We start from the raw sequence: 21,557 nt of genomic DNA, 5'->3' as shown, positions 1-21,557 counted from the left end.
ATCATGGACGGGCATCAAGGCCGGCGGGCGCTGTGCCGTCGCGCAGCGCCTTCAGCGCGCCGCCCCAGGCGACGACCTCGTCCAGCATGGCGCGGACCGCGCGCTCTTGGTGAGCGCCCGGCTTGAGGACGCCGAAGTTCTCGAAGTCGGTGGACAGGGACAGGGCGACCTGGGAACTCACGCCGGCCACCTTGAGCTCGCCCATGATCAGGCGCAGGTGTTCCACCGCCCGAGCACCGCCCAGACTGCCGTAGCCGACGAACCCGGCCGCCTTGTTGTGCCATTCGGCGTAGAGGAAGTCGATGGCGTTCTTCAACACGCCGGAGGTCGAGTGGTTGTACTCCGGCGTGACGAACACGTAGGCGTCGAAGGAGGAGATCTTGTCGGCCCATTTCCTGGTGTGGGGAAGGTCGTAGCACCCCATCGCGGGCGGCATCGCCTCATCCAGGTGCGGCAGGCCGAAGTCCTTGAGATCGACGAGTTCGAACCGGGCATCATCGCGCGTCGCCGCGAGATCGTGAACCCAGCGGGCCACTGCCTCCCCGTTGCGCCCCGGACGTGTGCTCCCGATGATGATCGCGACATTGATCATGGTCGTTGCCCCTTCGATCGTGATCGTTCGGAAGTACGGGGGCGCGCCGTCCGGCTCTGGTCGGCGGCATTGTCGCGGCTGATCCACTGTCCGCGTGCTCCAGGAGTCTTCATCGGCGCTGTCAGGCCGGGCCGGGTGCGCTGTCGGGCAGCACGACGAACATCAGACGCGCCGGGTGCTCGACGATGCGGGTGATGTGGCCTCCCTTGATATCCGCGGCGAAGGCGACGTCTCCGGGCCCGAGCCGCCGGGTTTCCCCGGTGGTGTCCTCGGCCTCGATGCTCCCGCGGAGCACGACAACGAATTGGCGGGCCGGCGCCGGGTGCGCGGGGATGGTGATGCCGGCGAGAAGGTCGATGAACTGTATCGACACCACCTCGCATGGGGTCGTGGACAACATGGGGGCCACGCCGGGTCCCAGGTCGGTTTCTTGTTGTTCGAGCGCTACGGTGGTCAGCCTGCTGCCACCGTCGCCGTCGTTCACGACCGCGGGAATCTGCAAGGTCATTTCTTGTTCTCCTGTTCTGTCGCGGCGTCACGGTGTGCTTGCGCAGGGCTCTCCGGACTGGCGAGCGCCGACCGGGCGAATCGCATGGTCCCGTCTTCCAAGCGGCCGTGGCGCATCAGCAGGGCGTCTCGCAGGTAGTTCTGATGCAGCCGCCATGGTGCAGATGCCCCCTGTTGGGGAAACGCCTCGATACTGCGCATGACATATCCGGACTTGAGGTCGATGAGCGGGTGGGCCGACGGCGCGGGTCCGGTCGGCACGCAGAACCGGTAGCCCTGTCGTTCCATGTGATTGATCAGCCGGCAGACATAAGCGGAAACCAGGTCCGCCTTCAGCGTCCAGGACGCGTTCGTGTAGCCGATGGTGAACGCGAAGTTCGGCACACCGGAGAGCATCATGCCCTTGTAGGCCGTCGTCCTTCCGATCGCGATAGTTGCGCCGTCGACGCTCAATGCCATCCCGCCGACGGCCATCAGATTCAGACCGGTGGCGGTGACGATGACGTCGGCCGCCAGTTCCCTTCCGGACGCGAGCCGGATCCCGTCCTCGGTGAACGTGTCGATCCCATCGGTCACGATCGACGCTCTTCCGTCGCGTAAGGCATGGAACAGATCAGCGTCCGGCACGATGCACGGCCGCTGGTCCCAGGGGTCGTAGCGCGGCTTGAAATGGACGTCGACGTCGTGGTCCAGCGGTAATCGACGGTGCACGCCGTTACGCAGGAAGCGCTTCACCCACGCCGGCCGTCGTCGGCTCAACTGGTAGAACAGCAGGCCCATCAGGATGTTCTTCCACCGTAGGACCGGGTAGGCGATTTTCGCAGGCAGCACGTCAGCGACAGGGTCGGTGGACGGCAGTGACAGGACGTAGCTCGGTGAGCGCTGCACCATCGTGACGTGCTCGGCAGCCTGCGCCATCGCCGGAACGAGCGTCACCGCCGTGGCGCCGCTGCCGATGACCACGACGCGCTTGCCGGCGTAGTCCAGATTTCGCGGCCAGTGCTGGGGATGCACGATGGGGCCCCTGAAGCGGTCGGCGCCCGGGAACTCGGGGGTGAAACCCCGGTCATAGCGGTAGTAGCCGGTGTTGACGAAGAGGAAACCGCAGGTGAGGACGATGGTCTCGCTGGTATCAAGGCGCTTTGCCCGAACGGTCCAGCGTGCATCTGCCGTAGACCATTCCGCGCTGATGACGCGGTGGTGGAACCGGATCTTGTCGGCGACGCCGTGCTCTCGTGCGGTGCGCCGCACGTATTCGCGGATCGACCTGCCGTCGGCGATCGACCTGGCCTCGGGCCAGGGGTTGAACCGGTAGCCCAGGGTGAACATGTCGGAGTCGGAGCGGACGCCGGGGTAGCGGAACAGGTCCCACGTGCCGCCGATCGCTCCACGGGCTTCGAGGAGGGCGTACGTCTTGCCCGCGCATTTCCGGCGCAGATGACAAGCAGCACCAATACCGGACAGACCAGCCCCCACGATCAGGACGTCAAGGTGCTCGAGCGTCATGGCCGTCCCTTCGTACTCCAGCCCGCATAACCCATGTGCAGCCCAAACATATCGACACCATGTCAACACAATCAACAGTATGTCGAGTAAGTCGACATCGCGTTGATTCCGCACAGTCGGCCCCTATAGGCTGGATTGCATGACTCACGACGGCACTGCGACACCACGTTCGAGCCGTGGCCGCCGTGCTGCCCGGCCCACAGGCGACGATCGGGAGCTGGACATCCTCGCCACCGCGGCGAAGCTGCTCCAGGAGCGGGCGCTGGGCGAAATCTCGATCGACGACCTCGCGCGCGGCGCTGGGATCTCGCGCCCCACCTTCTACTTCTATTTCCGATCCAAGGACGCGGTGCTGCTCACTCTGCTCGACCGCGTGACCGAAGAGATCGGCGAGGCCGTGGCAGGAGAGTTCGACCGGCTCCGCGAAGACCCGGTGCGCTACTGGCGTGAATGCCTCGTCGCCACCCACACGACCTACGGCGCGCACCGCTCGGTGCTGGCCGCCGCCGTCGAGGCCGGGCGCACCAGCGCGGAGGTCCGTCGCTGGCGGTCCGACATGAAGGAGATATGGATCACCAGGACCACGTTGGCCATTGAGGCCGAGCGTGCCCGCGGCACCGCGCCGCCCGGACCGCGCGCCCGCGATCTCGCCATCGCGCTGAACGCCATGAACGACTCGGTGTTCTATGCGACCTTGACCGGCGACGAGCCCGCGGTGCCGGCATCCGACGTCGTGGAGACACTGCTCCATATCTGGCTCACCACCATCTACCAGACCGCGCGACCCACCTCGACTGCCTGATCCGAAAATTCACACCTTCGCTGGTCAGGCGGCAGCGAGCTGACAGAGAGACGCGTGCCAGCCAGCCAGCGGCGAACAGATCACCGGCAAGCCCGGTGGACGAGGGGCGTGCATCACGGTGGATTTCGAGCTGAAGCTGCGAGTCGAGTCAGTGAGGCGGGACCTCGAAGATAGCCCGATGTGTTTGATCACCACGTGTCAGCCCGGAGCGCTGCGTGTTCACGTCCAGCCGTCCATGCGCCAGGCGGGCGCGTGTCCGGGCGTATCCCGTCACGTGTGGAGCAGTTCCGCGTCGTCCGGGTTCAGGGCGGTGCCCAGTTCGAACTCGGCTTCAGAGCCCGCTTCTCCGAGTGCCGCGCGTAGCGCCGCGGTGATCCGGTCCACGTCACCGCGTTCGGCCGCCGGCAGCGGCGCGTCCACCGAGGCGCGGGCCGCGGAGGCCGCACCGAGCAGGCGTGCGGCCTGTAGAGGGTGACCGGCGAGGGCCCGCGCCCCGGCCAGCCCCTCCAGGGCCAGCATCCCGTACTTCGCGTCGAACTGCCGGCTCCATTCCAGCCAGCGGCGCAGGTACGATTCCGCCCGGTCGAGTCGGCCCTGTCGGCGCGCCCTCAGGGCGAGCCCGAGCTCGGCGTACTCCTCGGCCGGTGGGTCTCCCTGTTCGATGGCGAGGAGCCTGGCCCGCTCGTGGAACTCCTCGGCGCCGGCGTGGTCGCCGGTCAGCAGGGTGATCCTGCCGAGCTGGGGTCCCAGTAGCAATGAAGAAATTTTCAACGACATAGTGTCTGACCTGCGGCGATGGAGCGTCGTCTGACCGATGTCTCAGTTCAATTACGGTAGGGGATCACGAGCTCGGCGCTCGGAACGGCAATGCTGTGAGCTCCGGTGACAAATGGCTGGAAACCCCAGAGCTATCTGGCCGAGGAGGGTTCCAGGTCAACCCTCTGACTCTTCCAACGAGAGTCAGAGGGTACGGCGGCGGGGTGCCAGGACTTCGGTGACCTTGGCGATGGCTTCGGCGCCGGGTTTGACGTAGCGCATGGCGGTGCGGGGGTTCTTGTGCCGGGTCTTGCCCATGATGAGGTGCAGCGGGATCTCGGCGTCGCCGAGATGGGTGGCGGCGGAGTGGCGCAGTTGGTGCAGGTCGAGGCTGGCGTGCTTGTCGAGCAGGACGCGGGCGCGGTCGTAGCCGAGGCGGGCGCGGCCGGTGTGCGGGCAGATGTCGGCAGCCGTCGGGCGGCGGGCCGGAACAGGGCGGCGTTCGGACAGGAACAGCGGGCCGTGCGTGCGGGTGCTGCCGTCCGGGAGCCGGAGGAGTCTGGGAAGCAGGTGGGCGGTGCCGCGCTCCCAGTACACCCATTCGATCGCGCCGCCCTTGGACCGGACAGGCGCCCGACGATGCTCCAGGTCCAAGTCCTCGACGTTGAGCGCCAGGATATCCGCGGCGCGGGCCGCGGTCTCGTACAGCATCCGCCACAGCGTCTTCTCGCGCAGCGGGATGTCGCGGGACAGCAGTCGGTGGATGGTGGTCTTGGCGACCGCGCGGGTCTCGTCAACGTTCTCCTTGCGGCGTTCGGCGTCCGCCGGGACCGAGGGTGCGGCCCAGTGCTTCTTGGTCTGGCACCAGGACAGCCAGGAGGTGATGGCGGCGCGGTTGCGGTTCCAGGTCGCCGGCGCGCATCGGCCCCACAACTCGGTGAGGGCGGTGCCGATCTCGGTGTCGGTGACGTCGGCGAGCGGCCGGTCGCGGCCGAGTCCGGGGTTGGGGAACCCAGGAACAGCGGTTGGCGCTGAGAATGATCTTGGGCGGAACATGACGTCCAGCTTCGGCGTGTGATCGCTCCACCTGGAGGTTTCTGGGCCATGGATGATGCGGTGGATGGTGGAGCGTCCGACGCTGTATTCGGTGGCCAGGTCGGCCAGGGACACCTCGCCCTCGGCGTATCGGCGGCGGATGGAGCGCCGGGCGGGTTCGGGCAATTTGGGTTGCTTGCCCTTGAGCTTGCCGTTCTTCTTGGCCAGGGCCATGCCCTCGCGGGTGCGCATGTGTCCGAGGTTGGCCTCGAACTCGGCGACCATGGCGAGGGTCTGCAGGAACAGCCGCCCGAACGGGTCGGTCCAGTCGTAGACGGAGCCGCCGAGTCCGAACAGGACGCCCCGTCCGGACAGGTCGGTGAGGACCTCGTTGGCCTCGGCCATGTTGCGAGCGAACCGGTCGAACTTGGTGACCGTGAACACCGACCCCTTCCAGACGGCGGCGAGGGCCTGGTCGAGGCCGGCGCGGTTGCGGCGGGTGGTGCCGGAGAAACCGCGGTCGATGTAGATGCGGTCTTCGGGGACGCCGAGGGTCAGGAGTTGCTCGGTCTGGATCACGACGTCTTGCTCGTCGGTGGAGCAGCGGGCGTAGCCGACGGCGGTTGGCCGGGTGGCTGGTGTTCCGGTGGGGGATCCCCTTACGGAACAGACGCCCCCTTGCGTCGTGCGGCCCGGGCTCAGGCTGGAGTTCGTCTTCAGCCTGAGCCCGGGCCGATCGTGGTCGCCGACCGGCCGGGCGAAGCAGTCGGCGCGATGCTCACTGCGGGGGCTTCGTTACCCGCGTTCCGAGGCGGTTCTCGTCCCCATCGATACCTCCCCGTCGCCGGGACTCTCAGGAGAGTCGGTGACCCACATCCAGGTCTCGTTCAGGGTTACCCAGCTCTCTTGCGGAGTTACCGAGTCACACTGCGATTTCGTGCCGTGGTGAGGCGTCCAGGAATGGTGCGGCTTCTTCTTCCCCGGCTTCCCCGGCGAGCAGTGGTGCGGCCCCAGCACCACCTGGATGGTGGCCGTGGCCGGGGCGGAGGTCAGGTCTCCGGCTCTGGCCACCGCGGTGTTGGTGATGGAGAAGCGGCAGTCGTGCCCCTTGCACTCCGGCTTGCCACCCGTGCTGCTCGGCACGGTGAAGGTGCCCGTGCAGGTGGTGGAGGCGCCCGGGTCAAGGGTTGTGGCCTGGCAGGTGATGTCCTGTATGTGGCTGTCCTCGATCCGCACGTCGTCCACCGTGCTGGTGGAATTGTTGGTGACGACGTATCGGTAGAGGACCGTGTCTCCCGGCTGGTACGGGCGCGAGTCGTCGACACTCTTGACCAGCTCGAGCATTTCCTCCTCCTCATCCGCGACCTGGATCGTGACCTGTGACTCCGGCGAGGTGACCTCGTTCGCGTCCGCCCTGCCGATGGCGGTGGCGGTGTTGGTGACCGAGCCGCGGGTGGCGTCCTGCTGGGTGACGGTGTAGACGCCGCGGCAGATGATCGTAACGCCCACGTCCAGGGTGGTCCGCGGGCAGATGATCTCGTCGACCACGTCGTCGTTCACGGCCAGATCGGTGATGTTCATGTTGCCGCTGTTGGTCACCACGTACTCGTAGGGCACCTCGGTGCCCACCGGCACGGGATCAGGCAGTTGCGCGTCGTCCGCGACGCGCTTGACGAGGGTCAGGGCCGGCTCCTCCGCCACCGGGCGGACAACCACGTTACGGATCAGGTGAACGTCGGTGAACAGCCCGGTGGAGGCCCCGAACCCGAACTTGTACGTCGAGGGCACCGGGGTGGGCGCGGGCATGGACAGCACCTGCTGCATGCCGTTGCCGTCGTTGAAGTCGATCGACACGGTCAGCACAGGGTCGGGCGCCGGGGTGATCCGGACATTCACCGTGCGGCGCGACTCCTCCAGCGCGGTCTGCGCCGCCTGGGGGTCATCAGGGACCGTCGTCGTGGGTCCGTGAAGCTCGCCCGGCAATGTCGAGGGCCACGGCCCGGTGGTGGTGAAGTTGCTCGTGGTGGCGGTCAGGAAGCAGTAGCCCTCCGTTCCGTCACCGGGTCCTCGCAGCGTCACCATGTTGGCTCCCGGAGCCGGGATGCGGAACTCCGTGCCGGCCGGTGAACGCTCGGCGCAGCCGCGGCCGCGTTGCTCCCAGTCGCCGAAGTAGTTGCCGAGGACGTCCAGGCCGACGCCGACATAGCCCTGGTTGACTCCAGGCTCGAACGCGTTCGCGGGATTGTCGTCGGGCAGTTTCTGTGCGTATCCGAGGCTGCCGCCGAAGGCGCCGGGCCGGTCGAGCGTGGCGGCGCCGTCGATGAGGAAGAAGGAGATGCCGTCTGCGGGCGAGAACTCCGGCGTGGTGGTGCCGTACTGCCATTGCTCGAAGGTCACCTCCAGGCCCTGTTCGGCCGGGATCGGCTCGTCGTACAGGACGGCAGCGCTCTGGTCGTTGTCGGCGCTGGTCAGCTGGAGGTAGCCGTATGGGGCTGCTCCGGTCGGCGGCACGGGACCCGCGGCGTTCTGCGGGCATCCCCCGAGAGGGCGGTTGCCCGGCCCCGGCGGCTCGGCGGCCGGGGCGCCGGTCAGGCAGGCGGATCCCACGGCTCTGAACTCGGGGATCGTTGTGGCTCCGGTGAAGTCCTCCTCGACCAGCGGCACGGGCTGCGCCGAAGCTGGCTGGGCTGGTAGCAGCGCGGGCAAGATCATGCCCAGAAGTATCACGCCGGATATGACCGCCCGCTTAGGGGCAGGTTCGCTGATTCCCGATCGATCGATGTCAGACCCCATCTTCATAGGACCTGAACGTAGTCACGCGGCTCGTGTATCGCGTGGTCGACTAGCAAACGATCGGTCAGAAATGGGGCCGTCCCGTTTTACGGGCAACGAGCGATGAGGAACGCTCGGGTCACCACAACCATTCGCCCTCCCCGCCTTCACCATTACATCAAGTCGAACGAAGAGGACGATAGACCTTCAGAATTCTACAAATCTCATCAATCCCGAAAAACAGGGATCCCAGACAGTAAGCCCAGGTCCTGCGGCTATACAGGCGATAGCGAATCCCTGACGTGCGCCAGCGCAGGGCAGGGGTACGTCCTGCAGTTGGTACGACACCTGCTGATCACGGGGGCGCGGTGGGACGGGCCACCGCCTGGGCCTCGGGTTCCCAGCCGGGCCGGTCGTGTGCGGCGCAGATCCCGCCCATGACCCGGAAGGCGGTGTGCGGGGCGACGTCCGCGCGGATATCCCAGGCCGGCGATCCGCGCTGACGTGACGCCGGCAGAGCGAGATACCTACCTGCTGACGTTCGCCTCTTGAACCAGCTTGACCGTCTCTCGCAGGTTGGCCTCGGCGTCCTCACTCAGCGAGGTCTGCATGATCTCGCCCCCGAATGCTGCCACCTCGGCGATGACCTTGTCCGGGGTGCTCTGCGTGATGAGCAGGAACAGTGCGGCACCGCCCGGGTGCAGGCGTTGTCCCAGGTCCTTCATGAAGGTGTCGTCGATCCCGATGTCCGTCATCGCGCCGCCTGCCGCGCCTGCCGCGCCTGCCGCGGCTCCCGCGGCCATGCCTAGCAAGGGGGCGAGGAACAGCAGGCCGATCAGCCCACCCCACATCGCGCCCCTCGCCGCACCGCCGCCCACCAAGCTGTGCAGCTGATGCAGCTTGATCTTGCCGTCCGGCTTCTTCTCAGCCACGGCCGCGTCGGCCAGCGTAATCAGGTTCTGGCGCTGAAGGTCCAGCAGCCGGTCACGAACACGCGTGGCAGTGCTGACCTCTGGATAGGCGATTGCTATCAGATTGCTCATGGAGGTTCTTCCGATCAGATTGGACGTCGACTCGTGTCTTCGCAGCCCTCCCGGCGCCTATCGGACGATCACCCGAGGAGGGCGACCCTGCACCTGCTGGCCTGGCGCTTACGTGCGCTTACCACTCGGGGAGGACGAGGGCTTCCTATCGGTGAGGCTCTCTTGGACAGGGCTCTTTACTGAATGTCGCCGTTTGATAAGCACTATTGGCCGAATACCCCCGCAAAGCTCGATCATCGCCATTTGTGACAGATTTTATTCAATGCTTCTTGGGCGTTTCTCACATAAAGTGATGATCTATCATTTTGAGTGCACGATTTCACAGCCCTGGTCGCCGTGGTAAAGGCGGCGTTCGCCACGCCCGCCGCGGCTGGCTGGCTGGCCACGTTGTCGGCCACGGTGATCTACCTGTAGGGAGGTCGATGCCTGCCGGACCCTGCTCGATCTACCGATGATCATTGAGCTGATCGGCAAGGCCGAGACCAGGCTGGTCAAGGAGCCGGGTACAGCGTCGGGGTTCCTCAAGACGCTGATATTGGTGATCGAGTTCGGGCACTCCGCGCTCACCCACGCTGCCCGAGGACGGCACCCGCCCACCCTGCTGACCCGCTTCTGGCACGCCTCCGTACGGTCCCTGGAGCGCTATGCCCAGCCCGGCGTCGCCTCACGCGACCCTCTGCGACGAGGCAACCGCGGGCGGGAGTGAGCGCACCCCAACGGCGCCGTTTCGACTCCGCGGCCACGGCGACGAAGCATCAGCTCACAGGAGCTTGGCGAGAGCCGAAGGAGACGAACCACTCCGCTATTGCGTGATCTCGCTGGTTGGTCACCGCCGCCTGCAGGGCCTGGCGTGCCACGTTCCTGGCCATCTCGGTCAGGGGCCAGCGCCCGGGCTCGATCTGCGCATGGGCCAGGCCCGCCGCCAGCATCGCCGCCAGCGCCAGCGAAGCGCTCTGGGGTACCTGCTCGGCCAGGTCGCACTCCTGCAGATCATCGGAAAGGTCCGCCAACCACCCGGTGCGCACGCTCCTTGCGCAGCTCTCCCGCGCGACGTCGATGCGCACGCTGTCCCACACGGCCTCAACCCGCTTGGTCGCCTCCGCTACGAGGCTTCGGCCGTGCAGCAGGGACGCCAGCTCGACCGCGTGGTTGAGCGCGAGCTGCAGCGATGGCATGTCCACCGCGTCGGTGGGTACATCGTTGTGGCCAACCCTCCGCAGGCCGCGCTCCCGCTGGTGGCCCCAGCTGCGGCCGGTGGAACCCGGAGCCGGGTTCCACGGCCTCTGCGGCGCACGGTTCGCGCTGCGCGTGCCGCGCCCGCCGACCTACGGCACTCATCACGTCACCGGGCGGCCTGACGGCAACAGCCCGGGAATCTTCCTCTTCACAGGAGCGCGAAATGACGACATCACCTGACGGCCGCCACGTCGAGACGTGGCGGGCGGCGCTCCCGTTCCTGCTGACGGCCTGCATGCTGATGCTGCTCCCGGCCTGTAACCCCGCTCAACGGGAGTCCCCTCTGCCCCAATCCACCCGCAATCGGGAGGGCCTGGTCGACGGGCAGGTCGGGGCGATGCGGCTACTGCACGTCCACATCCTGGCCCCGCCCATGGACCAGCAGACGGCCGGAGACGACCTGGGCCTCTACCTGACCCTGGTCAACGACAGCGACCAACCCCAAAAGCTCGACGGTGCCAGCACCGTGCACGCCGAACAGGTCCTCTACCGCGAAAGCCCGACCGGCCCTCGCCAGCGCGTCGACGTGACGATCCCTACCCGTCAGACCCTCTCACTCCAACAGGGGCACGACCGCCCGCACCTGGAACTCGTCGACATCCACCGCCCACTCGGCGCCACACCCATTGACGTCACCTTCCGCTTCACCACCGGTACCCTCACCCTGCGTATCCCGGTACTGCCGCTGTCACGAGGAGACGAATCCCCCACACCAGGCCGCAGCTGACCGCCACCGGAAAGCACCACCACCAGCACAAAGTTACCCTAGCGATCTTTGGTCTGAGCTTGCCACGTCAAGGACGAAAAAGGATCGGAAGCATCAGCGCGCGGCCTGGATCTCGGCGTCGGCCACCTTGTCGTCCTCGTCTCCCCTCTACCGAGGCGCTGTGTCTTCGCGGGGGCGCGCCTCCAGCGGCCCGTACGCCGACGTGCTCCCGTCGGGCAGCTCGGCGCGCCTGAGCCGCTGGTCGCCCAGGTCGGCGAAGCGGGGCGCGAACCGGTAATCGAGTATCGAGAAGATCCCGAACGCATGTCCGAATCGGACGCCTGATCGGGAGCGGTAGGCCGCTCCTGCCCGGCAACATCGTGGCCAGCTCGCCCGCGGCGTGGAGCTGCCGCTGCAGCCACACGGCTTGAGCTGCGGGGTGAAGGGGGCGTGGGGAGCTGGCGTCGTAGGCGGGGTCCCGGTAGCAATGGAGCAGAATCCAACGAACCCCCCTCTGGCCTGCAGTGACGTGGTGTTCCGCGCCGAGGTAGAAGGACTTCGTCGTGGTTGTTGGTACTGACGGCTGATCCGCGGGTCAGCGAGGTTAGAGCCCTTTGTGGAAGGCGGCGTACTCGGCGCGGGCCTGTTCGGCAGCGTCAGGGTGGCGCTGGGTCTTCTCGTGTTCTGCGAGGGCGCGGTAGATGCTGGCGAGGGAGGGGTTGTGACCTTTACGTTTGCCGGTGGGGATGATCAGGTCCTTGCGGATCTTGTCGACGGGCTCACCGGCCGCGCGGCGCCGTAGGACGGTGTGGATCATGTCGTCGGTGATGACGGTGGGACGGCCGCCGTGGTTGCCCTTGCGGGCTGCGGCGTCCAGTCCTTCAAGCGTCGCTTCGCGGATCGCTTCTCGCTCGGTCTCGGCCATGGCGGCGAAGAACGCGAATAGCATGCGGCCAGGTCCGGCAGGGTCGTAGATTCCGGCGAGTGGGCCGGCGAGCATTTCCAGGACCAGGCCGTGCGCGGTGAGGTGGTCGGCCAGGGCGGTGAGCTCGCTGGCGTCGCGGCCGAGCCGCTTCATCTCGTACACGGTGAGGATGACGCGGCAGTGTGGGGCGTGGGCCTTGATCTGCCGGGCGGTGGTGAGGGCCTTTTCGAACCCGGGGCGGACCTTGAGGCGGGTGGAGATCTTCTCGCTGAAGATCTTGTCGCGGCTGATGCCGTGCGCTTCCAGGGCGTCCAGCTGGGACTGGAGTTCCTGGGTGAGGGAGGAGCAGCGGGCGTAGCCGATGCGGATGTCGGCCGCAGGGCGGCCGGGGTCGACGGGAGCGGGCGGCGGGGTGCCGGGCCGCCAGGGCTGGCCTGGTCTGCGGTCGGCGGGAGTCTGGACGCGCAGCCGTTTGGCCAGCCGGGGAACCTTGGTGAAGCGGCCGGTGTGGTAGGTGCCGGCGACGGCACCGGACCGCGACCGGCAGGGCGATCCGGGCTCGACGTCGCATCGCGGACAAGGGTGACGTTCGACCTTATCGGCGTCACAGGTGACGTCGTCGGCGATACCGGAATCGGTGGCGGATACAGCACTCATTCGGGGGTGAGGGACGTCGACCATGCCTCGAATCCTCTCACAAACATTTCTCAAAACCGTTTCGATCGGGAACTTGAGTGAGACCAGTTGTGAGAAGGATTCGAGACCTTCGGCCATCCCCTGAAACGCGTTGATGATCTTCTATCAGAATCGCTCATTTACCTGCGACAAGAGTGTGGATGGCGAAAGTCTGTTCACATTCGGGTTAACAACCCCGGCTGCGCGGCCCGAACGCACCCGGCCGGGACGACACCTGAGGGACGCGGACATCCGCTGCTAGACGAGTAAGTCCTAAGCCGTTGACATGGGGATGCGGGGACGACGAAGGGTGTTGAGGATCGATGTGTGACGAACGACCTCAATCCCCTTCTCCGCGTTTTACGTAGAGATCAACGATGAGACTCCGATTGGGCTGATACGCATTGAGCTGAAAGCATCATCCGCATGACCCGGATCCTCGCCCACCATGACTTGATCGCCCTACTCGATCCGGACGCCTGCATCGAGGCTTTGCGCGACGGTTTCACCCAGAGCGACGCTGTGGCCGTTCCGGGGCAGCGCATCCGCACCGACCTGCCGTTCCCGGGCACCGCCACCGCGCTGATCCCGGGGCTGCTGCCCACAATTGACGCCTACACGGTGAAGGTCAACGCCAAGTTCCCCGGAGCCCGGCCCGCTCTGCGCGGGGTTATCTGCCTGCATAGCGGCCAGGACGGCGAGTTGCTCGCGCTGCTCGATTCGGCGACCATCACCGCTTGGCGCACCGGCCTGGCCGCGGCGCTCGGCACCCACGTCCTGGCCCCCGATCCCGGGAAGAAGACCGTCATCGGCGTCATCGGCGCGGGCGCCCAGGCCGAGCTGATGGTCCTCGGCCTGCGACGGCTTCGTCGCGTGGACGGGCTGGTCGTGCACGACCTCGACCCGGCCCACGCAGCTTCTTTCGTCACCCGCCACTGGGGCCACAGCGTCGGCTCGGCCGCCGAGGCCGCCGCGCACGCCGACATCGTCTTGCTGGCCACGTGGTCGCGCGCTCCGCTGCTCCACCTCGCTGACACCCGGCCCGGACAGCACCTCACTAGCCTGGGCGTCGATGAGCCCGGTAAGCGGGAACTCGCTGGCGACGTGCTGGAGGCCGCCCTACTTGCCGTTGACGACCGGCGGCTCGCCGCCGCAATGGGCGTGCTCGCCGCGGCCGGACTGCCACCGGAGGCGGCTCACGCCACCCTCGGCGAGATCCTGCGCGGCGAGCACCCCGGCCGCACCGACCCCGGCCAGCGCACCGTCTACGCCCCCGTAGGGTTGCCGTGGCAGGACCTTGCCTGGCCTGGCTCGCCTACCAAGAAGCCGAGCGTCGCGGTTTCGGCCTTGAGGTCGACCTCCTCGGCTCCCCATCCAGGTCAGCGTCGCCCGGGAAAAGCTAAAGGTGGGTCCTGTCGGCTTAGTGGTCGTAGGCGATCAGTGATCGGGTAATGGGGGTGCAGCCAAGGTACGGCGGAAACCGGCAATAGGCTAAGCGGCCCTCGGGTTTGCGCTGGTGAGGGCAGGGGTTCCCGGATGTGATCGATCTCAGTGCCCGTGTACAAACTGATCGCCGAGTCTCGTTACATGGACCGCAATAGGGCGATATGGCGACATAGCGCGACCTTTCGGTAGGACGGCGGTTATCCAAGCGCCGTCCCAACCGGAAGGTCTGCCGCCGTTGTACGCAACGGCTCAGTTACGTGCGTGTGCGTCCGGCGTGACGGGCCACTCTGACGCGGTTGCCGCACCGGTCGGAGCACCAGCGTCGCGCCGCGTGAGAGCGCAGGAAAACGCGGGTGCACCCTGGGGCCGCACATGAGGCGAGCTTGGCGGCCTCGGGGCCGGTGAGCAGCGTCATGACGTCTTCGGCGAGCCTGGCGAGGGCCTGCGTGAGCGCGTCACCGGGACGGGAGCCGGTCGTCTGCTTCGGGCCGGTCGCGGGCCACTGCAGCCCGAGGGTGGCGGGCGAGGCTGCCAGGGCTGCATTGAACCGGTCCAGGGTCTCGGCTGCGGGAGGGGTGCCGCTGATGTGCGCCTCGAAGAGGGCGCGCAGCCAGTCGCGCATGCTTCGTAGCAGGTGCAGTCGCCGTTCGCCCAGGGGGGCATCGGCCGGCAGGAGCCCTCGATCATGCAGCCAGGCACGGGCTGCCGGCGCGGTGGAGAGGGCTTCATGGGGGCCAGCGGGGCGGTCGAAGCGGGTGTTGACGAAGGCGAGCGAGACGAAGTCGTCCTCGCCGGGAACCGGGGAGCCAGGAACGGGCTGGGCGGCGCTGTCCATGCCACTAATGGTAAAGGTTGCCAGTGCCCATTAGTGCTGCTACAGTCCCCATCTGTCGAAATAACGGAGAAACATTCTCTTCTCCATTAGCTGCTCAGGATGGCGCGAGGAAACGATGACACACGGTGACAACAAGATTGGCTCGCGGAGCGCGGTCCTGGCCGTAGGCACGTTCGCCATCGGCAACCGACAGTTTCGTGGCGGCCGGGATCCTGCCCAAGATCGCCCAGGACTTACGCGTCGACCTGTCCACGGCGGCCGGGCTCATCACCGCGTACGCCCTTGCCTACGCGGTGCTGTCGCCGGTGATGGCCGTCATCATCGCACGCGTGCCGCGCAAGCGGCTGTTGCTGGCCGGACTGGCGGTGTTCGTCCTCGGTAACGTCGGCACGGCGATGGCCCCCACCTATGAGGTCGCGCTGGTGTTCCGCGTGCTCGCCGGCCTCGGCGGAGCCATGTACACGCCCACGGCTGCCGCCACAGTGGTGGGCCTGGCCCCGGAGAACAGGCGCGCCACCGCCCTGTCAATCTTGTTCGGCGGGCTGAGCGCCGCCACCGCGCTGGGAGCGCCGAGCGGAACCGCGCTCGGCGGGGTCACCGGCTGGCGTGGCACGATGACCTTCATCGCCGTAGTGGGCATCCTGGCCATACTGGCCGTCCTGACGCTACCGACCGCGATACCGACCCCCGCGGCGACCGGCCTCCGGCAGCGGCTGGCACCACTGTCGAACCCTCGTGTGGGATGCGTGCTCGCCCTGGTCCTGCTGGCCTACACCGGATTGTTTATCCTCTACACGTACGTCAGCGAGGTATTCGCCCCTGCCACCGGCGGCAACAGCACCGTGCTGGCCTGGCTGCTGTTCGTCTGGGGCGTCGCGGCCACCGCCGGGAACCTGATCTCCGGCCGGCTGACCGACCGGTTCGGCAACCGCGTGGTCATCAACACCGCCGGGCTGATCGCCACGGCCGTCTTCATGACCACCCCGTGGACGCGTGAACACCTCGGCCCCGCGCTCGTCGCGATCGCGCTCTGGGGAGCCTGCGGGTGGGCGCTGCTTGTCCCGATCCAGCACCGGCTGGTGGAGGTGAATGCCCGCTCCGCCCAGATGTCGATCTCGCTGACCTCCTCCGCCAACTACCTCGGCGTCTCCATCGCCCCGCTCTTGGGCGGCGTGCTCCTGCACGCCGGGGTCGGCCTCGACCGGCTCGGCCTACCCGCCGCGGCCCTCATCATCGCCGGACTGGCACTGGGCGAATGCGACCGGGTCCTCGGCCGGCCGCGCTCCCAGGCCCGATCGCAGCACACCTCTCCCAGCCGAACCGGTGACTCCGCTGCGCCGCCCCGCGCCAACCACCGACGTTATCTTGGGTGACCCTTGGTAGTCAGGCATGTTCGTCAAGTAAGGCTGGCGCGTACTTGCCTCACAAATATCCAGGGGGTTCTCAGGCATGTCAGGCATGTCAGGTGCGTTGCCTCGCTACTACCGCCCTGAGCGGGCGGTGGCCGCCGATGAGTCGGTGTGGTGGGTGGTGGTGGACGAGGACCTCGAGTTGCATGTCGAGGCGTGCGCGTACCTGGCAGGGCTGCGCGGGGCGGGCCGGGCGTTCAACACCGAAAAGACGTACGCGGGCCGGATCGCCTTGTACTTGTCGTACTGCCTGGGCCATGGCGTGGACTGGTCGAGCCCGAGCCTGCCGCAGCTGATGTCGATGATGCGGTGGCTGGTGGACGAGCCGATGCGGCCGCGCTCGCGCCGATCGGGAGCGACTGCGCGGTATCGCAGCGAGGACACCGCGAACAAGATCATGGGGACGGTCGGGGAGTTCCTGTCGTGGTGCTGCCTGCAGGGATGGGTGCCGCCGACAGTGGTCAACGCCCTGACCCAGCCGAAGTATCTGCGCTATCTGCCGGTCGGGTTCGACGCGGGTGAGGACGGCCAGAACCGGACGGTGATGGCCCGCATGATCAAGTTCCGGGTCGCGGTCCCGGGCTATGAGTGGCTGGCGGATGAGGACATCACCGTGCTGCTCGGCCTGGCCCGGCACGCCCGCGACGCCTTCCTGCTCCAGTTCCTGGCAGAAACGGGCATGAGAATCGGTGAAGGGCTGGGCCTGCGCCGCAAGGACATGCACCTGCTGCCGGACTCCCGGGTGCTGGGCTGCCGGCACGAAGGGCCGCACGTCCACGTCCATCGTCGGCTGAACGCCAACGGCGCATTCGCCAAGGCGCGGCAACCGCGGGCGATCCCGGTGGAGCGCGACACGATCGAGGCGTATTCGCGCTACCAGTACGAGCGGGACGAGGTCGGAGAGGCCACCGGGGCCGACATGGGCTCCGACCTGGTGTTCGTCAACCTGTTCCGCCCTCCGCTGGGCGAGCCGATGAAGTACGCCAACACCTACGAGCTGTTCTGCCGCCTGGCCGCCCGGGCCGGGTTCCGGGCCAGACCGCATATGTTCCGACACAGCGCCATCACGAAGATGCGGTGAGCCGGGGTGGACCGCCGAGTGGTCCAGGAGATCGCCGGGCACGTCTCGGCGTCGTCGCAGGATGTGTATTCCCACGTCACCGACTCCGACAAGCGCCAGGCCGTGGAGATGGTGGCCGCCGCGAGACGGCAGGCGCGCCCGTGAACGGACCGGACAGCGTGATCGACGGCGTGGTCGGGGGCGCGGCCGGCAAGATGATCGCTCTGCACCGCCCGGCCGACGAGGGCGTGGCGGCCCCGAGGGCGCTGACGGCGGCGGAGGCCGCGGCCTGGGCCGAGTGGCTGACGGTGAACACGCCGTCGGCCTGGCGGTCCGGGGAGTGGGACGCGGCGACGCGGTTGTTCACCGTCGATGTCGACAACCGGTCCACGGTGGCCTATCGCTGCACGGTGGTGGCCTGTGACCGGGCCTGCGGCCGCTCGGAGCGGCGGCGCTGTCCCAGGACGCTTCTTCCGTCGTCGTGGATGAGGACGGCGTCTAAACCTGGAGTGATCCCGGCGGTCGGTACTTGCAGGATCATCGCGATGGCTGTTCGGCTACGTCACCGGGTTCCGTGTTTCTTGTCGCGTTCTTCGACCAGTTTGGTGAAGTCCGAGTGGGAGGCGGCGAACTTCGTGATGCCCTTCTTCGGGTCGATCGTCACGTAGAAGAGCCAAGGGCCGGAGGCCGGCTTCAGCGCGGCCCTGATGGCGTCGCCCCCCGGGTTGCCGATGGGGCCGGGCGGCAGGCCGAAACGCCTGTAGGTGTTGTACGGCGACCGGCTCTTGAGGTCCTTGAGCGCTGCGCTGGCGCCGTACTTGTCCAGGCCGTACAAGACCGTGCTGTCCAGCTGCAACCGCACCTTCCGGTTCAGCCGGTTGTATATGACCCGGGCGATCTTGGGCATGTCCTCGTCCCTGCCCGCTTCGGCCTGGACGATGCTGGCGATGGTCAGGATCTCCAGCGGCGTTCTGCCGGCACGCCTGGCGCCATCGACCAGGTTGGTGTCCTCGGCGGCCTGCCCGAACCGGGCCACCATTGCCCTAAGGATCTCGCCCGCGCTCATGGTGGGGGAAAGCTCATAGGTGCCGGGGAAGGCGAACCCTTCGAGTATCCCCTTGGCGTAGGGCGGCAGGCCGAGCGCCGTGCCGTCCTTGGCGGCCTTCTCGAACTCCGCCACCGGCCTGCCGGTGCGCGACGACAGCACCTTGAAGAGCTGCGAGAGCCGCATCCCTTTCACCACGGTCACGGTGACGGCCGGTCGGCGCTCGGGGGCCAGGTGCGGGACGGCGTTCTGTTGCCCGGCGACATCACTGGGGGCCCGCGACGACATCCCCTGCACCACGACTGTGGATCCGACGGCCAGCGCGGCGATGGCCGACGCCGCCACCAGGGCGAGACCGCGGCGACGGGGTCGGCGCTCGCGGACCTGGAGGTACCGACCCGGCGCGGGTGGCCGCTCTTCGTCGGCCATGTCGGCGAGGGTCTCACGCAGCAGGTTCTCGATGTTCATCCGAACTCCCTCACGGTGGTCAGTTCAGGTGCCGTTTTCTTCAGACGTTCCAGCGAGCGGTAGATCTGGCTGCGTACCGACCCCACCCTGACGCCGAGCAATCGCGCGATCTCGGTCTCGGAGAGGTCCTCGAAGTAGCGCAGCACGAGCATGGTCCGCTGCCGGGGTGTGAGCCGGGCGAGGGCCGCGCGCATCACCATGCGAAGGTCCACAACGTCGGCATGCCCGTCACCGATCTGGTCGGGCATCCATCCGGTGGACACCTCCGCGACGCGTGACCGCCGCCGTCACCAGCTCACCTGCTCGTGGTACATGACACGGCGGACGTATCCCTCGATGGCGACCGGATCGCGCAAACTGCGCCACTTCGCGGCCGTCTTGACCAGGGCCGACTGCACCAGGTCCTCGGCGGCGTGCCGGTCACCGGTCAGCAGGTACGCGGTACGGAACAACGCCCCCGATCGGTCGACGACGAAGTGCCGGAAGGCCGCTTCAAATCCAGGATCCACCCAATCCTCCTCGCGATGTTCACAGGCAAGGACGCGGGCAGCACGTCGATCTATGCCGGCACGATCGGGGTTTCTCGCTCGGCTCTATTCAGCGCTCCTTTGGACTCATAGCGCCGACCCGAGTCGGTGCTATGACGCTGCGTCTCGCCACCATGCCTTCGCATCGACTTTCTGGATGGAGGTTTCTGGACGGAGTTGCCCCAGCTCGCTAGGGTGTCCGGAAAGGTACACGTTTCTGGACACCGCCGGGATGATGGCGGATGAACATCTGGGCGTACGCACGAGTCTCGACGCGTGATCAGAACCCGCAGCTCCAGCTCGACGCCCTGGCGGCCAGCGGCTACGACGAACTGGTCATGGAAAGGGAGTCGGGCAAGCGTGGTGTCGCGCGACCGGAGTGGGAGGCGCTTCTGGCGCTGCCGCAGGCGGGGGACACGCTGAAGTTCTGGAAGTCCGACCGGTGGGGCCGTTCGGCGGGGCACGTGCTGACCACGGTCAACGAGCTGCGCGACCGCGGCATCACGGTGGTGTCGCTGACGGAGAACTTCGATCTGGGCACCAAGGAAGGTCGGTTCATGTTCGCGGTCCTGGCCGCAGCCGCCGAGTACGAGCTGGAGCTGCGAGCCGAGCGTCAGACCGAGGGGATCGCCGCTGCCAAGCGCCGCGAGGCCACCGGTGCCATGCTGCCCGGCAGGAAGAAGACCGGTCGGCCGCGCGTCATCGGCCCCGCCGAGCTGGCCACGCTACGCCGCCTGGTCGACGACGGCGTCTCGGTCACAGAAGCGGCCCGCACTCTCAAAATCGGCCGCTCCACCGCCTACGAAGCACTCGCGCGACGCTGACCAGTAGTTTCTCCCACCCTGCATCCCGTTCTGCCAGTTGGTCCCTAGCAAGATCGTTCTCAGCGCCGGTAGCTGTCCACCAATAGAGATCCACTCAAGATCATCTCAATGTGGGTTTTGGGCTTATGTGGGCTGCCCCCCTGCTGGGAACCCCTGGCCGACGGGCCACGCCAACACGGCGCCCCCGCGCATCGCGCGGCCGTCGAGATCGCTGAGAACGCCTCCTGGAAGGACGTTCCGTGGGAGGCGACCGACCCGTGGGTGGTCAAGGAAGAGGAGATGGGCCGCTCATCGCGGATCGTGCTGCAGCACGATCTGGCCCGGGGCAAGGTCCAGCGGGTCAGCAGGTGGGAGTACCTGACCGGCATCACCGACCCCGAACGCGAACAGATGCGCGCCGAGCGGATAGCCCGCGACGAGCCCTACGACCATGACCTGACCGACGACTCCGAGCCGGACGTCGAGTCGGAGCTGGTCGACGCCGCTCGCGACCAGGACCCGGACGCCATGTCGCACCACGCCGGCCGAGGCGAAGGCGAGGCGCCCGACGTCGACGCCGCTGGCATCGAGGCCCTGTCCGCGACGGAGATCACAGCAGTCCTCAAGGAAACCGAGCCAGACATCGACACCGAGTACGACGCCGATCGGCCCCGTCTCACCCTGCTGGTCAGCGACAGGTCCGGACCCGGGGACGCGGGCGAGCCCGCTGCCCCGCCGGCAGTTGAGTCCACCGTCGCGGCCGGTACCGTCCACCAGCTCAAGGTGGTCTTGCGGGACGTCCAGCCGCCGGTCTGGCGGCGCATCCAGGTGCCGTCGGCCGCCCGCCTGTGGGACCTGCACAACGTGATCCAGATCGCGATGGGCTGGCAGAACTTCCACCTGCACATGTTCGCCAAGGACTGGGCCGAGTACGGCGACAACCACAACAGCGAGTACGACGTGACCCTGGCCGGCCTGCTGCCCGAGCCCGGCGAGTGGCTGGCCTACCGCTACGACTTCGGCGACTGCTGGGACCACGACCTGGTGGTGGAGAAGATCCACCGGGCCGCGCCCAAGGCGCTCTACCCGCGCTGCAGCGCCGGCGGCCGCGCCTGCCCGCCCGAAGACAGCGGCGGCCCCGAGGGGTTCGCCGACCTGCTGCGCGCGCTGCGGCACAAGAAGGGCTGGAAGTACCGCCACGCGCGCGACGTGCTGGGCACCAGCCACTGGGACGGCGCAGCCTGGGACCGCCAGGAGGTCAACGACCAACTCACCGAGCTCGGCAAGCAGTGGACATGGTGACCGCCCAGCAAAAGCACGACGACCCCGTAACAGCGCTTGCCGGCGAAGCCTGACCGCTGCCCCTCGTGCACGTGCACCGCGTGTACGACTTCCCTTCCCTACGCGTG

Annotated in this window: 21 protein-coding genes and 1 pseudogene; 9 read left to right on the top strand and 13 right to left on the bottom strand. The window is 67.4% G+C overall.

The features are described from left to right. Position 1 precedes the first annotated feature (1 nt). Genes ACTWPV_RS45780 through ACTWPV_RS45770 form a run of 3 tightly spaced genes read right to left on the bottom strand, consistent with a single transcriptional unit; the run spans position 2 to position 2,605 of the window. The gene (locus tag ACTWPV_RS45780; protein WP_443156622.1) at positions 2-679 is read right to left on the bottom strand and encodes an NADPH-dependent FMN reductase; all 678 of its coding nucleotides are present in this window, start codon (positions 677-679) and stop codon (positions 2-4) included. Between the two features lie 34 nt (positions 680-713). Continuing rightward, on the bottom strand, positions 714-1,076 hold the full coding sequence (locus ACTWPV_RS45775; RefSeq protein WP_443156621.1) for a hypothetical protein: 363 nt from the start codon (positions 1,074-1,076) through the stop codon (positions 714-716). Positions 1,077-1,096: 20 nt separating this feature from the next. Further along, positions 1,097-2,605 carry a flavin-containing monooxygenase gene (locus ACTWPV_RS45770; protein WP_443156620.1) on the bottom strand — a complete coding sequence of 503 codons (1,509 nt, stop codon included), beginning with the start codon at positions 2,603-2,605 and terminating at the stop codon, positions 1,097-1,099. Between the two features lie 139 nt (positions 2,606-2,744). On the opposite strand from ACTWPV_RS45770, the gene ACTWPV_RS45765 reads away from it, so the two are divergent. Next, complete coding sequence (locus ACTWPV_RS45765; RefSeq protein ID WP_443156619.1) at positions 2,745-3,407, top strand: TetR/AcrR family transcriptional regulator; 663 nt, start codon at positions 2,745-2,747, stop codon at positions 3,405-3,407. Between the two features lie 270 nt (positions 3,408-3,677). On the opposite strand, the gene ACTWPV_RS45760 is transcribed toward ACTWPV_RS45765, so the two are convergent. The 4 genes from ACTWPV_RS45760 to ACTWPV_RS45745 all read right to left on the bottom strand — a co-directional run bounded on the left by ACTWPV_RS45760 (position 3,678) and on the right by ACTWPV_RS45745 (position 9,013). Continuing rightward, positions 3,678-4,163: a hypothetical protein gene (locus ACTWPV_RS45760; RefSeq protein WP_443156618.1), complete on the bottom strand. Its 486-nt coding sequence runs from the start codon at positions 4,161-4,163 to the stop codon at positions 3,678-3,680. A 204-nt stretch (positions 4,164-4,367) separates the two neighbouring features. Then, positions 4,368-5,900 carry a recombinase family protein gene (locus ACTWPV_RS45755; protein WP_443156643.1) on the bottom strand — a complete coding sequence of 511 codons (1,533 nt, stop codon included), beginning with the start codon at positions 5,898-5,900 and terminating at the stop codon, positions 4,368-4,370. Between the two features lie 93 nt (positions 5,901-5,993). Continuing rightward, positions 5,994-7,910 carry a DUF7507 domain-containing protein gene (locus tag ACTWPV_RS45750; RefSeq protein WP_443156617.1) on the bottom strand — a complete coding sequence of 639 codons (1,917 nt, stop codon included), beginning with the start codon at positions 7,908-7,910 and terminating at the stop codon, positions 5,994-5,996. 587 nt (positions 7,911-8,497) lie between these two features. Then, positions 8,498-9,013 carry a DUF1269 domain-containing protein gene (locus ACTWPV_RS45745; RefSeq protein ID WP_443156616.1) on the bottom strand — a complete coding sequence of 172 codons (516 nt, stop codon included), beginning with the start codon at positions 9,011-9,013 and terminating at the stop codon, positions 8,498-8,500. 451 nt (positions 9,014-9,464) lie between these two features. Between ACTWPV_RS45745 and ACTWPV_RS45740 the strand changes: the two genes are divergently transcribed. Then, positions 9,465-9,719 carry a hypothetical protein gene (locus tag ACTWPV_RS45740; RefSeq protein WP_443156615.1) on the top strand — a complete coding sequence of 85 codons (255 nt, stop codon included), beginning with the start codon at positions 9,465-9,467 and terminating at the stop codon, positions 9,717-9,719. Positions 9,720-9,768: 49 nt separating this feature from the next. Here ACTWPV_RS45740 and ACTWPV_RS45735 read toward each other — a convergent pair whose 3' ends face one another. After that, on the bottom strand, positions 9,769-10,194 hold the full coding sequence (locus tag ACTWPV_RS45735; protein WP_443156614.1) for a hypothetical protein: 426 nt from the start codon (positions 10,192-10,194) through the stop codon (positions 9,769-9,771). Between the two features lie 218 nt (positions 10,195-10,412). Between ACTWPV_RS45735 and ACTWPV_RS45730 the strand changes: the two genes are divergently transcribed. After that, positions 10,413-10,976 (top strand): copper chaperone PCu(A)C, encoded by a 564-nt coding sequence (locus ACTWPV_RS45730; protein WP_443156613.1) that lies wholly within the window; start codon positions 10,413-10,415, stop codon positions 10,974-10,976. Positions 10,977-11,559: 583 nt separating this feature from the next. On the opposite strand, the gene ACTWPV_RS45725 is transcribed toward ACTWPV_RS45730, so the two are convergent. Then, the gene (locus ACTWPV_RS45725) at positions 11,560-12,654 is read right to left on the bottom strand and encodes a recombinase family protein (RefSeq protein WP_443156612.1); all 1,095 of its coding nucleotides are present in this window, start codon (positions 12,652-12,654) and stop codon (positions 11,560-11,562) included. A gap of 327 nt (positions 12,655-12,981) precedes the next feature. Between ACTWPV_RS45725 and ACTWPV_RS45720 the strand changes: the two genes are divergently transcribed. Continuing rightward, a complete protein-coding gene (locus ACTWPV_RS45720; protein WP_443156611.1) occupies positions 12,982-14,007 on the top strand; it encodes an ornithine cyclodeaminase family protein in 1,026 nt (341 codons plus the stop codon). Positions 14,008-14,254: 247 nt separating this feature from the next. On the opposite strand, the gene ACTWPV_RS45715 is transcribed toward ACTWPV_RS45720, so the two are convergent. Then, complete coding sequence (locus ACTWPV_RS45715; protein ID WP_443156610.1) at positions 14,255-14,836, bottom strand: CGNR zinc finger domain-containing protein; 582 nt, start codon at positions 14,834-14,836, stop codon at positions 14,255-14,257. A 191-nt stretch (positions 14,837-15,027) separates the two neighbouring features. Between ACTWPV_RS45715 and ACTWPV_RS45710 the strand changes: the two are divergent. From ACTWPV_RS45710 to ACTWPV_RS45700, 3 genes and pseudogenes are all read left to right on the top strand, one after another. After that, positions 15,028-16,209 (top strand): annotated as a pseudogene (locus ACTWPV_RS45710) (MFS transporter); the annotation flags it as partial. An 85-nt stretch (positions 16,210-16,294) separates the two neighbouring features. Next, complete coding sequence (locus tag ACTWPV_RS45705) at positions 16,295-17,326, top strand: tyrosine-type recombinase/integrase (RefSeq protein WP_443156609.1); 1,032 nt, start codon at positions 16,295-16,297, stop codon at positions 17,324-17,326. Positions 17,327-17,332: 6 nt separating this feature from the next. Continuing rightward, the gene (locus ACTWPV_RS45700) at positions 17,333-17,470 is read left to right on the top strand and encodes a hypothetical protein (protein WP_443156608.1); all 138 of its coding nucleotides are present in this window, start codon (positions 17,333-17,335) and stop codon (positions 17,468-17,470) included. Between the two features lie 397 nt (positions 17,471-17,867). Here the strand turns inward: ACTWPV_RS45700 and mltG are convergent, their stop codons facing one another. From mltG to ACTWPV_RS45685, 3 genes are read right to left on the bottom strand one after another with little or no spacing between them, the layout of a single operon-like run. Next, on the bottom strand, positions 17,868-18,818 hold the full coding sequence (gene mltG, locus ACTWPV_RS45695) for an endolytic transglycosylase MltG (protein WP_443156607.1): 951 nt from the start codon (positions 18,816-18,818) through the stop codon (positions 17,868-17,870). Next, complete coding sequence (locus tag ACTWPV_RS45690; protein WP_443156606.1) at positions 18,815-19,066, bottom strand: sigma-70 family RNA polymerase sigma factor; 252 nt, start codon at positions 19,064-19,066, stop codon at positions 18,815-18,817. The genes mltG and ACTWPV_RS45690 overlap by 4 nt, the downstream gene beginning before the upstream one ends. 39 nt (positions 19,067-19,105) lie before the next feature. Further along, complete coding sequence (locus ACTWPV_RS45685; RefSeq protein WP_443156605.1) at positions 19,106-19,327, bottom strand: sigma factor; 222 nt, start codon at positions 19,325-19,327, stop codon at positions 19,106-19,108. A gap of 260 nt (positions 19,328-19,587) precedes the next feature. Between ACTWPV_RS45685 and ACTWPV_RS45680 the strand changes: the two genes are divergently transcribed. Both ACTWPV_RS45680 and ACTWPV_RS45675 read left to right on the top strand, forming a co-directional pair. Continuing rightward, positions 19,588-20,169, top strand: a complete 582-nt coding sequence (locus tag ACTWPV_RS45680) for a recombinase family protein (RefSeq protein ID WP_443156604.1) — start codon at positions 19,588-19,590, stop codon at positions 20,167-20,169. Positions 20,170-20,277: 108 nt separating this feature from the next. Continuing rightward, complete coding sequence (locus ACTWPV_RS45675; protein ID WP_443156603.1) at positions 20,278-21,450, top strand: plasmid pRiA4b ORF-3 family protein; 1,173 nt, start codon at positions 20,278-20,280, stop codon at positions 21,448-21,450. Positions 21,451-21,557 lie beyond the last annotated feature (107 nt).

Origin of the sequence: Nonomuraea sp. KM88, from assembly GCF_052245635.1 — a bacterium.
Taxonomy (GTDB): Bacteria; Actinomycetota; Actinomycetes; order Streptosporangiales; family Streptosporangiaceae; genus Nonomuraea.
The sequence above is the reverse complement of the archived record's forward strand: the minus strand, read 5'-3'. Positions and strand labels throughout refer to the sequence as shown.

Bases quoted from the DNA above. Each gene is read 5' to 3' on its own strand.
- ACTWPV_RS45770 (WP_443156620.1), bottom strand. From the start codon at position 2,605: ATGACGCTCGAGCACCTTGACGTCCTGATCGTGGGGGCTGGTCTGTCC.
- ACTWPV_RS45765 (WP_443156619.1), top strand. From the start codon at position 2,745: ATGACTCACGACGGCACTGCGACACCACGTTCGAGCCGTGGCCGCCGT.
- ACTWPV_RS45750 (WP_443156617.1), bottom strand. From the start codon at position 7,910: ATGATCTTGCCCGCGCTGCTACCAGCCCAGCCAGCTTCGGCGCAGCCC.
- ACTWPV_RS45745 (WP_443156616.1), bottom strand. From the start codon at position 9,013: ATGAGCAATCTGATAGCAATCGCCTATCCAGAGGTCAGCACTGCCACG.
- ACTWPV_RS45740 (WP_443156615.1), top strand. From the start codon at position 9,465: ATGATCATTGAGCTGATCGGCAAGGCCGAGACCAGGCTGGTCAAGGAG.
- ACTWPV_RS45730 (WP_443156613.1), top strand. From the start codon at position 10,413: ATGACGACATCACCTGACGGCCGCCACGTCGAGACGTGGCGGGCGGCG.
- ACTWPV_RS45725 (WP_443156612.1), bottom strand. From the start codon at position 12,654: ATGGCCGAAGGTCTCGAATCCTTCTCACAACTGGTCTCACTCAAGTTC.
- ACTWPV_RS45720 (WP_443156611.1), top strand. From the start codon at position 12,982: ATGACCCGGATCCTCGCCCACCATGACTTGATCGCCCTACTCGATCCG.
- ACTWPV_RS45715 (WP_443156610.1), bottom strand. From the start codon at position 14,836: ATGGACAGCGCCGCCCAGCCCGTTCCTGGCTCCCCGGTTCCCGGCGAG.
- ACTWPV_RS45705 (WP_443156609.1), top strand. From the start codon at position 16,295: ATGTCAGGTGCGTTGCCTCGCTACTACCGCCCTGAGCGGGCGGTGGCC.
- mltG (WP_443156607.1), bottom strand. From the start codon at position 18,818: ATGAACATCGAGAACCTGCTGCGTGAGACCCTCGCCGACATGGCCGAC.
- ACTWPV_RS45690 (WP_443156606.1), bottom strand. From the start codon at position 19,066: ATGCCCGACCAGATCGGTGACGGGCATGCCGACGTTGTGGACCTTCGC.
- ACTWPV_RS45680 (WP_443156604.1), top strand. From the start codon at position 19,588: ATGAACATCTGGGCGTACGCACGAGTCTCGACGCGTGATCAGAACCCG.
- ACTWPV_RS45675 (WP_443156603.1), top strand. From the start codon at position 20,278: ATGTGGGTTTTGGGCTTATGTGGGCTGCCCCCCTGCTGGGAACCCCTG.